Annotated in this window: 7 protein-coding genes; 5 read left to right on the forward strand and 2 right to left on the reverse strand. The window is 70.9% G+C overall.

The genetic code is table 11. From position 1 onward, the window contains the following. The coding region (locus J0670_RS22260) for a tetratricopeptide repeat protein (RefSeq protein WP_207813413.1) at window positions 1-1,351 on the reverse strand (1,351 nt) is incomplete at its 3' end. 125 nt (window positions 1,352-1,476) lie between these two features. On the opposite strand from J0670_RS22260, the gene J0670_RS22265 reads away from it, so the two are divergent. From J0670_RS22265 to J0670_RS22275, 3 genes are read left to right on the forward strand one after another with little or no spacing between them, the layout of a single operon-like run. After that, window positions 1,477-2,529, forward strand: coding sequence for an NAD(P)-dependent oxidoreductase (locus tag J0670_RS22265; protein WP_207813414.1), 1,053 nt, complete (start codon window positions 1,477-1,479; stop codon window positions 2,527-2,529). A 17-nt stretch (window positions 2,530-2,546) separates the two neighbouring features. After that, the gene (locus J0670_RS22270; protein WP_207813415.1) at window positions 2,547-3,602 is read left to right on the forward strand and encodes an NAD(P)-dependent oxidoreductase; all 1,056 of its coding nucleotides are present in this window, start codon (window positions 2,547-2,549) and stop codon (window positions 3,600-3,602) included. Next, entirely contained in the window at window positions 3,599-4,738 is a 1,140-nt protein-coding gene (locus J0670_RS22275; RefSeq protein WP_307806639.1) for a DegT/DnrJ/EryC1/StrS family aminotransferase, read from the forward strand. The genes J0670_RS22270 and J0670_RS22275 overlap by 4 nt, the downstream gene beginning before the upstream one ends. A gap of 22 nt (window positions 4,739-4,760) precedes the next feature. On the opposite strand, the gene J0670_RS22280 is transcribed toward J0670_RS22275, so the two are convergent. Continuing rightward, complete coding sequence (locus tag J0670_RS22280) at window positions 4,761-5,672, reverse strand: glycosyltransferase family 2 protein (RefSeq protein WP_207813417.1); 912 nt, start codon at window positions 5,670-5,672, stop codon at window positions 4,761-4,763. Here J0670_RS22280 and J0670_RS22285 point away from each other — a divergent pair. Together J0670_RS22285 and J0670_RS22290 are read left to right on the forward strand one after the other, a co-directional pair. Continuing rightward, window positions 5,671-6,420: a hypothetical protein gene (locus J0670_RS22285; RefSeq protein ID WP_207813418.1), complete on the forward strand. Its 750-nt coding sequence runs from the start codon at window positions 5,671-5,673 to the stop codon at window positions 6,418-6,420. The genes J0670_RS22280 and J0670_RS22285 overlap by 2 nt on opposite strands. 10 nt (window positions 6,421-6,430) lie before the next feature. Beyond that, window positions 6,431-7,678 carry a hypothetical protein gene (locus J0670_RS22290; RefSeq protein WP_207813419.1) on the forward strand — a complete coding sequence of 416 codons (1,248 nt, stop codon included), beginning with the start codon at window positions 6,431-6,433 and terminating at the stop codon, window positions 7,676-7,678. Window positions 7,679-8,353: the final 675 nt, after the last annotated feature.

The raw sequence follows: 8,353 nt of genomic DNA on the forward strand, positions 1-8,353 counted from the left end.
GAGACGCGAGTACAGCAGCTCGCTGAGCGAGTTCGGGGGCGCCGGGGATTCCGCGCCTGCTGTAGACGGCCATCGTTGAGCGCACCGTTTTCAGCTCCTTCTGGTTTCGGTCGGATGCCACGCCGTCCATGAGGTCCAGGCACTGGTTCCAGAGGATCACGGCTTCCTCGTGGCGGTGTTGGGCGGCGACAGACTTGGCGAGGTTCGCGATGGTCAGGCCGCGAACCCGCTGGTAGGTCCCCGGAACGCGGTCTTCCAGCGCCGCACGGTAGTGCCGTTCGGCTGCTCGGTGGTCCTTCATCTCGGTCAGGGTCTTGCCGGTGTGCGATGCCACGGTGGCCGCGACCGGGCCGGAGGCTGCGGCGTAGGAGGGGACGCCGTCATCGCCGGTGAGCATGGCGTCCTCGGCGGCCAGGAGCGCTCCGGCGGCGTCCTTGGTCTGGCCGCTCGCTCCGTACGCCCGGGCGGCGGTCACCAGCAGGAGCGCCTCCGTCTTGCGATCGACCTTCCCCTGGGCCCGTGACAGCGCGGCCTCGGCCAGTTCGACGCAGTGTGTGGTCTGGTTCAGGTCGAGGGACTGGTGGGTGAGGGCTCGCATCATCCAGGCCCCGTGGCCTGCGGGGTCGGACTCGCAGGCGAGCTGGTAGGCGAGGAGGTAGAACCTCTGGGCGGCGCCCTCGCGGCCGAGGTCGTGGCACTTCCATCCGACCAGGGTCGCCAGCTCGGAAGCCGCCCCGTACGCACTCCGCCGGACCTCCTCCGACGAGAACGTGGCCTGGAGCATCGGCACGACGGCATCCACCAGGTAGGACGACACGGTGGACAGCCCGTAGCCGCCGCCCAGCTTCTCGTCGGCGGTCCTGAACATCTCGGTGAGCTGTCGGACGGTGGAAACCTCTTCGGCTCCGGCCCTACGGCCACCCTTCGCGGTGCGCAGGGTGGCGGCGACGGCCTGGTGGTCGTAGGTGATCGGGAGCCCGACGGTGGCGGTGGAGAAGGCGAGGGCAAGGAGGTCGCGGCGGTGGAACATGACAAGTCTCCCGAGGTCGGCAGCGGTTGCCAGAGGGTCAGGAGGCATGGCCTCCCCGATGGCCGGGCAGCCTAGACCGATCTCGGCGGTCGTCACCTGGCGCTTCGCCACTCTGGCCAGGGCCTCGGCGAGGTAGGCCGAGGTTCTGCCGGTCGGGATACCGCCCCGGACCCAGGAAAGCACGGCCGACCGCGAGGTGTGCAGGGTCTCGCCGGCCTCCGCCGCGACGCTGCGGACCGCCTTGGCCAAGGCTTCGTACGTACACCCGGCTTCCTCGATGACGGCCGCCAGTTGTTGATTCGGCTTCTTACGCACAGTCAACTCACACCCCCGTAGCCGATCTTGAACAGATTGAACAGGCCGACCAGGCCATCACCGTACCGCCCGATCGTGTCCGACTGTTCACTGGCTGTACAAACCCGCACCTCAGAGGAGGTCGATGCCTCATGGCCGACGTGTACCGCGACCCGCGCCTTCGCAAGCTGATGGGGGCCAGCGTGCTGGTCACCGGAGGCGGTGGCCTTGTCGGCAGCCGCATCGTCGCCCAGCTCGCCGCCTGCGGAGCCACGCCGATCGTCCTGGACCGGTTCGACGCCTACCCGCACCCGGTGCGGGACCTGTTCCAGGTGGACCAGCACGGCGCCCAGGTCGTCCTCGGCGACGTTCGCGAGCGGGCCACCGTGAAGTGGCTCACCGGCCGCGCGGACTACGTGATCCACGCCGCCGCGTACGCCGATGTCGCCGCCTGCACCCGCCGGCCCGACACCGCGTTCGCCGCCAACGTACACGGCACCCAGACCGTCCTGGACGCGGTGGCGGCCTCGCCGGTGAAGCGGCTGGTGTTCGTCTCCTCCGCCTCCGTCTACGGCGACGGCACCCCCACCGAGGACGGCGCGGCGCGGTTCAGCGAGGACCAGCCGCTGACCCCGATCTCGGTGTACGCCAACACCAAGGTGTGGGGTGAGCACCAGGTGCGGCTGATGCTCGGCGGCAGCGGCAGCGAGTACTCGATCGTCCGGTACTTCTCGGTCTACGGCGGCCCGCAGGTCCCCAAGCCCGGCTCGCACTCCTGGATGGTGCCCTGGCTGGCCCTGTCCGCCCACACCGGCCGGCCGATGCGGCTCAACGGCGGCGGCCACCAGGTCCGCGACATGGTCCACGTCGAGGACATCGCGCACGCCACCATCCTCGCCCTCGTCACCGACCAGGCCGCCGGAGCGACCATCAACATCGGCACCGGCACCCCCACCTCGGTGCGGCGGATCGCCGAGCTGATCGCCGCCCACTACCCCGACGCCGCGTTCGTCGAGACACCGATGCCCGAGGGCGACCCGCGCGGAGGCTACGCCGATACCCGCCGGTCCACCGGCCTGCTCGGCTGGCGTCCCGCCATCACCCTCACCGAGGGCGTCGACCGCTACGTGCGCTGGCTCAACACCACGCCGGGCGCCGTCCCGGACTGGTTCACCGCCCCGACCGCCGCCGCCTCGGCCGCCTGAACGAAGGGAACCATCCCATGCGCGTCGTGCTGCTCGGCGGAGCCGGATACATCGGCTCCGCCGCCTCCCACCACCTCGTCTCGCTCGGCCACCACGTCACCGTCGTGGACGGCCTGATCTACAACCGCGGGGACGACCCCGGTCGGCTCCTGCCCGGCGCCGCCACGTTCGTCAACGGGGACCTGCGTGACACCGACCTGCTGGCTGGGGTCTGCGACGGCGCGGACGCCGTCGTGCACCTCGGCGGCATCGTGGGTGAGCCGGCCTGCCGGCTGGACGAGGAGCTGGCCGTCGAGCTGAACTTCGCCGCCCCGATGATCGCCGCCGAGGCCGCCGCCGGTGCGGGCGCCGGCCAGTACGTGTTCTTCTCCTCGTGCAGCGTCTACGGCCGGCACGAGGGCACGGTGGACGAGGACACCGAGCCGAACCCACTGGGCATCTACGCCCGGACCAAGGTCCTCGCCGAACGGCGCCTGCCCGACGTGCTCGCGGGCATCACCGCCTTGACGAGCCTGCGGCTGGCGACCGTCCACGGCTCCTCGCCCCGCCAGCGTCTGGACTCCGTGGTCAACTCCATGGCCTCGCGCGCTGTCGCCACCGGGCGCATCCCGCTCAACGGCGGCGCCCAGCGCCGCCCGCTCGTCCACGTCGGCGACGTCGCCCAGGTGCTCGCCGCCGTCCTGAACGACAACCTGACCGGGGCGTGGAACGTCGGCAGCGATCAGGAGAATCACACCATCGCCGACATCGCCGAGACCGTGGCCGCCATCGTGCCCGGCTCGAAGATCCAGCGCGGGCCGGAGCGCGACGAAGCCGACGCCCGCGACTACCGGGTGAGCTTCGCCCACCTCCAGCGCCGCATCCCCGGGGCATGCTCGACCACCCTCAAGGAGGGTGTGCAGGAGATCGCCGATCTCCTCGCGACCCGACAGGTCACCGACCCAGGCGAGCCGCAGTACGACAACCACCGGGGCCTGGTGGACGCCTTCACCACCGGCAAGGTGCGGGTTCTGCGTACCCCCGCGTGCCAGCGCTACCTGGCCGAGTACACCACCGTATGGAGGCAGCCGTGACCACCGTCACCCCGTTCCTGCCGTGGAATCGGCCCTTGCTCGGACAGGAGGAGGAAGCCGAGGTTATGCACACCCTGCGCTCGGGTTGGCTCACCCACGGCCCGAAAGCCAGCCGGTTCGAGGAAGCGGTGAAGTCCGAGCTCGGCGTCGAGGACGCGTTCGCGGTCTCCTCGTGCACCGCCGCGCTGCACCTGGCCCTGCTGGCGGCCGGGATTAAGCCGGGCGACGAGGTGATCACCCCGAGCCTGACCTTCTGCGCGGCCCCGAACGCCATCGTCCAGTGCGGCGGCACCCCGGTGTTCGCCGAGGTCGATCCGGTCACCTTCACCATCGACCCCGAGGCCGCCGAGCAGGCGATCACCCCCCGGACGAAGGCCATCGTGGTCATGCACTACGGCGGCCAGCCCTGCGACCTGGTGGCCTTCCGCAAGCTGGCCGATGACCACGGCCTGGTCCTGATCGAGGATGCCGCCCACGCCCTGCACGCCTGGCGCGACGGTCTGCGGGCGGGCAGCGTCGGCGACCTGGCGGTCTTCTCCTTCTACGCCAACAAGGTCATCACCTGCGGCGAAGGCGGGATGATCGTCGGCCGCGCCGACCTCGTCCAGGCCGCCCGTCTGCTTGGCCGGCACGGGATCGACTCCTCCGTGTGGCAGCGGCACGGCGAGCGCCGCACTGCCGACTACGAGGTCACTGTTGCGGGGCTGAAGTACACGATGCCGGACATCACGGCCGCGGTCGGACTCCAGCAGTTCCACAAGCTGCCCGACTTCACCGCGCGCCGGGCCCAGATCGCCGCCTCCTACGACCGGTCCCTGACCGGTCTTCCGGGGCTGCGGCTGCCGACCGTCCTGGACGGGGTCCGGCACGGCTGGTTCCTCTACCCCGTGCTGATCGACCCGGTGGGCGGCCGGACCCGGGACACGGTGGCCGGCATGCTCCTGGACGGCTACGGGGTGGGCACCAGCGTGCACTTCAAGCCGGTGCACCGCCTCGCCGCGTACCGCTGCCTGGACTGCCACCTGCCCGTCACCGAGCAGACCTCCGCCCGACAGCTCTCCCTGCCCTGCTACCCGGCCATGGCCAGCACGGACGTGCAGCGCGTCATCGACGCCCTCCATGCCATCTGGGCCTGACCAGGCGTGCTGGGCCGGCCGTTCAGAACACCGGCGGCCGGCCCAACTTCGCCATCCGCCACACCGTGCTCCACCGCATCGGCCGACGCGGCGGGCACGACACCCGAACGCCCTCGAAGAAACCGGACCACCACGCCTTGAGACCGGCCAGCGGCGGCCGGCGAACCACTGTGTAGGCCGCCCAGGAGGTGAGGTAGATCGGCACCAGGACGGCGGGCAGGTGGCGCTTGGCCAGCCACACCCGGTTGCGGGCCGTCATCCGGTAATAGGTCGCGTGACGGGCCGGATCGGTGCGGGGGTGCTGGAGCACCAGGTCGGCGCGGTAGTCGATGCGCCAGCCCGCGTCCAGCGCGCGCCAGGCGAAGTCGGTCTCCTCGTGCGCGTAGAAGAACGGGGCGGGGAAGTCACCGACCTGGTCGATCACGCTCATGCGGATGGCGTGGCCGCCGCCGAGGAAGGTGGTGACCTCCCCGGACAGCATCGGGTCGGATGCGCCGAGGCGGGGGACGTGCCGGCGCTGGGTGAACCCGGTCTCATCCGCGATCCGGAAGCCGGCAATGCCCAGCTTCGGGTCCTGCTCGAAGGCCTCCCGGATCAGCCGGAACGTGTCGGTGCGGGGCAGCAGCCCGTCGTCGTCCAGGACGACCAGCACGTCCGTGCCGCCCAGCTCGCGCAGCCGCTCGACACCCGCGTTGCGGCCACCGGGGATGCCGAGGTTCTCCGGCAGCTCCACCGCGTCCACCCACTGCGGCAGCTCGGGCAGCTTCACGCCCTGCCCGAGCACGACGGTCCAAACGCCGCTGTCGCCGCCGTCCTGGGCCCGTACCGACTCCAGCAGCGCCGTCAGCTCCGCAGGCCGGTTTCCCATCGTCAGCACCACCACGCCCAGCGTGACGCCCATCGCACCCGACCCCAACTCAGAGGAACCCTTCATGATCTCGCTGACACCCCGGCCAGGCGGCGAACCGTCGCTGCGCGAGCTGGCCGGCTCCGGCAGACGGCCGGACCACCAGGCGATGGACCGGCCGACATTGGACTGGATCGCCCGCCACCGGCCCGCTGGCGCGGGTGTCCGAGTCACCATGCCACACCGGCCGCTGCTGCTGGTACCGAACGCCTCTTGGTTCGCCCGCAAGGAGACGGCCGCCTCGATCCACGGCGTCCGCCACGGTGCCCGGGTCGCCGTGCTCGTGCAGCTGCTCGCCGCCGGCCACGGCCTCCCGCCGGACCGGGCGCTGGCGCTCGCAGCTGCGGCGGCCTGCCACGACTGCCGGAGGCTCAACGACCGCGACGATCCCGGCCACGGTCAGCGCGCCGCCGACTGGCTCACCGAGTACATCGCCGACGTGGAGGCGGTATTCGGGACGGCGGCCACAACGGAGGCGATCACCGCGGTCGCCCTCCACGACGTCCCGCACGACACCTTCACCGGCAACCAGGCACGCGGCTACCGGCAGCACCAGGTGGCGGTGGACCTCCTCAAGGCAGCTGACGCGCTCGACCGCTACCGGCTTCCGCTGGCCCGCTGGTGGCCCGACCTCAACCGCCTACGCCTGCAGCTTCCCGCCTGGGCCCCGGTCCTCGCCCACGACCTGGTCGTGGGCAGCGAGCAGGCCCACCTCGACGGCGCGACCGACACCCAGGCCCTGGAGCACGCGCTCCGGGCCGTGATGCCCGAGTAGGAGAAGCCCCGTGCACACCGAGTGGGACCTCGCGCACAACGACTACAGCGCGCTGCCCGACCGACCACTGCCCGCCGGCCTCACCGACACCGAGGCCGACTGGCACCAGCGCCTCGAACAGACCCCCAACGGGCACCTGCTGCACAAGGACGGCAACGCCATGCTCGCCTCGCTCACCTCCGGCGGCCCGGTCCACCTGCTGCACCTGACCCGTTCCCTGGACGCCATCCGCTCCAGCGGCCACCTGCTCGCCTCCACCGGATGCCTGATCGGGGCCGTCTACGGCTCGCCCCTCACCCCGCTGCCCGGCGGCGCGCTGCGGCCCCACAACCTCGGCTCCTACCTACTGGACGCCCGCCACGGCCTGGCCAGCCGCCGCGACAGCACACCCCTGGTCATCCAAGTCACCCCCGGTCGCCCGGCACCGGCCAAGGGCCTGAACTACCTGCGGCTCGGCGGCATCCATCTGCGGACCTACCAGGCGTGCCGGCATGTCCTCACCGCAGCCGAGGACGACCAGGTGCTGCGTTCCGTCGTGGACCGGGTGTGCGTCGCAGCCCCGCTCCTCGACAAGCTCCTGCACAACGCCAGTGGTGGCACGACGCCGGACGAGTCGTTCATCGACGCCCTCGCCGCCACGGTCCCCGTCTTCCCCTATCTCGGGTACCTCTACTTCGAGACCGTCGCCGAATACCTGATGCTCCACTCCACCAGCCGAGCCACCCGGGAGTACGCGGACCGCGGGGAGATGAACAACCGGCTCTACAAGGAACTCGCCTTCTCCGCCGTGGACAGCATGGGCACTCTCTTCGACCTCGGGCGGTTCTACCCGGACCACGCCCGGCTCCTCGATCTCGTCGGACGCATCGAGCCCGGCCTGGCGACGTCGGCCGCCGACTACGTCCGCCGGCGCATGTCCCATCTCTTCGCCACCACGTCCCTGACACCCCGCCAGGACATCCGGGACTTCACGTTCCACGCGGCGGACCTGGGCGCGATGGCCGAGACGGCACCACACCTCCTTGGCCAGCTGATCTTCCGGGAGATCCGGCTCCTCGACCGCTACCCGCAGCTCTACCACTGCTTCGAGCAGGCCAAGGCCATGCAGGCGTGGGCCTACTGGAACAGGGGGCATCTCGACGCCGTTCAACGGCGTCAGCCCCAAGGGAGAGATCGGCATCAACCCGGCCTACCCCAACGCCCGGTTCACCGTCTGGACAGCGGAGTCATGCAAGCAGGGACTTCTCCGACCGGTTGAGCAGATCGCCGCTGTTCCAGCCCCGCGGCTCGTGCCGTGGCTGGTTGCTCCCTTTCGGGACCGGACGGAGGAGGAACGGTGGTCGAAGCGCCGCGTGACCCCGACGTGATCGGGCGGCACCAGTTGATCGTGCTTCGCGGCAACTCCTACGCGGTCAAGTGACGCCACCCGGGCCCGCACCAGCCGGTGCGGGCCCGACCCCTACCCTGCCACCCGCGCCGACCAACTTGGCGACCCCGACGCCGTCCACCTCGGTCAAGCCACGAGCCCGACCAAGGCCTACACCGCCCTCGGATTGCCCCTGTGTCCTCCGGCTGCGGCTCGACCCCCGCGAGGGCCACATCGCCCCCACCGAACTGCTACCCCACGACGGCTCCACCGAGGACCAGCCCCAACCGTCCACCGTCGCGTTCTGGCTCGGCCACTGGCCACGCGGCGTCCTGGCTTCGCTGATCTGTCACCGGCCCGAGCAAGCTGTTCCGCTGCCCGTGATGGTGGCAGCGCCGAGTCCGATCCCGTTCATGTAGGGGAACTTCCATGGCTGCTGCGCCGCTGCGTAGCCCCCGTCCGGTCACGCCTCGACTGCCTGACGGCCCGACCTTAGACCAGGAGCTGTGCGGGCTCGTGCTCGACACCGCACCCCGTCTGTTCGCCGTTGTCCAGGTGTGTGGCGAG

Source organism: Streptomyces sp. FH025 (assembly GCF_017427025.1).
Lineage (GTDB): Bacteria > Actinomycetota > Actinomycetes > Streptomycetales > Streptomycetaceae > Kitasatospora.